Origin of the sequence: Acinetobacter sp. UBA5934, assembly GCF_002430855.1 — a bacterium.
Classification (GTDB): Bacteria; Pseudomonadota; Gammaproteobacteria; order Pseudomonadales; family Moraxellaceae; genus Acinetobacter.
In genome coordinates this window covers 1-2,806 of the sequence record NZ_DJDC01000154.1, presented here as the reverse complement: position 1 = coordinate 2,806, position 2,806 = coordinate 1, and the positions used below count along the sequence as shown (strand labels likewise).

The following is a 2,806-nucleotide window of genomic DNA, read 5'->3' as shown; positions in this document are numbered from 1 at the left end:
TTCCTGACGCCCATCCCATACCGGTTGAACGCACCGTGGTTGGATAATACTGGGCCACAAAGGTATACAGTAAAATTTGGGAACCAATGGTCGCTGCACCCGCCACAGCAATCAGCGCATATAACACGAATTGTGGACTGTTAAATCCGAGTAAGATTAACGCTGCCGCACCACATAAGAACATAATGGTCAGGACTTTTTTAATATGGAAACGGTCTGCCAAGGCACCACCGCCAATCGCGCCAATCATGCCGCCAATATTCAAGGCAAATAAGAAAATCATACTGGCGCCGAGTGAATAACCCGCCTGGATCATGAGTTTTGGTAACCAGCTGCCTAGCGCGTAAACCATCAACAGGCACATAAAGAATGCCAGCCAGAACATAAAGGTACTCAATGTACGGCCTTGCTGGAATAATGCTTTTAAAGGTGCTTCATCGCCTTTTTGCACTTCATTCAGGACAAACTGGGTGTCAGATCCAATTACCTGTGTTGGTGAGATTTTCTGAATAATGCTTTGCGCTTGAGCAGTCTGCTGCTTATTAGTCAGATACATCAATGATTCTGGTAAATATTTCCAGAGTATCGGCAGGAACAGTAAAGGAGTACCCGCAAGTAAAAACATGATTTTCCAGCCAAACTGCGGCACCAGCCATGCACCCAATAATGCAGAAGTCATTCCGCCAATGGCATAGCCACTAAACATCACCGCCACCAACGTACTGCGAATACGTTTTGGCGCATATTCAGTCATTAAGGCAACCACGTTGGGCATTACGCCGCCAATGCCTAACCCGGCCAGGAAACGCAGAATACCGAACTCAGTCGGGTTACTGGCAAAAGCACCTAAAAAGGTAAAGCCACTGAATAGTCCGACACAGATCATAATGGTTTTTTTACGGCCAATTTTATCGGACAGGGTCCCGAAACTCATGGCACCGAACATCATGCCAAATAATGCGGTACTGGCCAGTAAACCCGCCTGTACAGTATTGAGCGCCCATTCTTGCATCAACAGCGGAAGTGCCACTCCATAAATCACCAGGTCATAACCGTCAAAGATGATGATGATCAGGCACCAGATCAGTACGCCCCAATGAAATCGGGTAAATTTTGCTTCATCAATTAGTGTATTGATATTTATTTTATTGGACATGCTTCACCTCCTTATTGTGAAGTCCTGTTTGTGACATCACAATGCAGAAGATGCGGAAAAATGTCCAAAACCGATTGCATATATATTCATACCTTAAAAGTTGAATGCTCTTTTTTTGTCATTATTGCGATACTTTAAAGATATCCACAAAAGGTAAAATTCAAGCGAATCTCAGTTTTAAGTCATTCTTTTTTTGTAAAAAATATGCAGACCATCCATTTCGTTAGAATGAGTCTGCATAATGGGAGGGTTCTGAAAATTTTAAGTTTATCCGGCCAGAAATTTGCGATGAATGCCGGTCAAGCTTCAGATTAAGCTTCGGTCATACGCAATGGCTTCCAGGTCATAGACCTGATAAATACAGTCAAACAGCGAACGGATGTGTTCACTTTCATCCATACTGCGAATGGCCAGAAAGATGGGACTGACCGCCGCATCATCCAGCAAAGGAATATAGTGCAGATGCGGTAACTGAATGGTTTTAGCACTTTCCGGAACAATACAAATACCCTCACCGGCAGCCACCAGACCCAAAGCCAGCTGGATTTCACGTACTTCCTTCAAGCTTTTCGGATCCAGGCTATATTCTGAAAACAGCGATCTGACCTGGGTAGAGAAATTCGGTTTGGGATGGCTGGGATATAAAAACAGGTTTTCATCCACAATATCCGTCAGGAATATTCCTCTTTGATGTTGCACCAGTGGATGGCTGGAATGCATGGCGACCATTAGTGGCTCTTCACGCAACAGAATGCGCCGGACCGCCGGATCGGAAATTCTTAAACGGCCGAAACCGACATCAATCCGCCCTTCCTTCAGCGCCTGAATTTGGTCTTTGGTGCTCATTTCAATCAGTTCAATTTTTAAATGCGGCTGTTGCTGACGAAATAAATAGACAATTTTCGGTAATAAGCCATACAGCAAAGAACCGACAAAACCCATGGTAATGGTTTTTTCTGCCATACCGACCCGCTGGGTCATAGCTTTAATCTCTTCGGCATTAGACAAAAGTTTAACCGCATGTTGATAAAAGAACTGGCCGGCTTCGGTGGTCAATAATGGCCGGCTGCCACGCTCAAAAAGTTGTATACCCAGTTCAGCCTCAAGGTTCTGTATCTGGCGGCTTAAAGGTGGTTGAGCAATAAACAGTTTTTCTGCCGCTTTGGTGAAACTCTGCTCTTCTACGACTGCTACAAAGTAGCGTAAATGTCTTAGTTCCATGATACTCCATACCTTTAAGGCATAACAAAATGCAAATTTGATCTTAGACAACTAATAATCATTCTTTTAAGGTATATCACAAGACAGGCATAAAGCAAGATCGAGAATTTTAAAGATGTACAAATCCATAGAAACATTGCTGGTGGAAATTCCAACCATCCGTCCACACAAGATGGCGGTGGCAACCATGCAAACTCAAACTCTAGTACTGGTCAAAATCACCACTGAAGATGGTTACATCGGTTGGGGTGAAGCCACCACTATTGGCGGCTTGGGCTATGGGGAAGAAAGTCCTGAAAGTATTAAAACCAATATTAAAACCTATTTTGCACCGTTATTAAAAAATCTTGCCAGTTTAAATATTGCCCAGACCTTTGCGGTGATTAAACGCAACATCAATGGCAACCGTTTTGCCAAATGTGCCATTCA

The 2,806-nt window shown here is 43.8% G+C and carries 2 protein-coding genes and 1 pseudogene; 1 reads left to right on the top strand and 2 read right to left on the bottom strand.

Features of this window, described 5'->3' with window-relative positions; translation table 11 throughout:
- On the bottom strand, positions 1-1,156 hold a 1,156-nt coding region (locus tag B2Y23_RS10685; RefSeq protein WP_291370746.1), incomplete at its 3' end, for an MFS transporter.
- Between the two features lie 306 nt (positions 1,157-1,462).
- The gene (locus B2Y23_RS10680; RefSeq protein WP_291370744.1) at positions 1,463-2,377 is read right to left on the bottom strand and encodes a LysR family transcriptional regulator; all 915 of its coding nucleotides are present in this window, start codon (positions 2,375-2,377) and stop codon (positions 1,463-1,465) included.
- A gap of 115 nt (positions 2,378-2,492) precedes the next feature.
- On the opposite strand from B2Y23_RS10680, the pseudogene B2Y23_RS10675 reads away from it, so the two are divergent.
- A pseudogene (locus tag B2Y23_RS10675) lies at positions 2,493-2,806 on the top strand (muconate cycloisomerase); the annotation flags it as partial.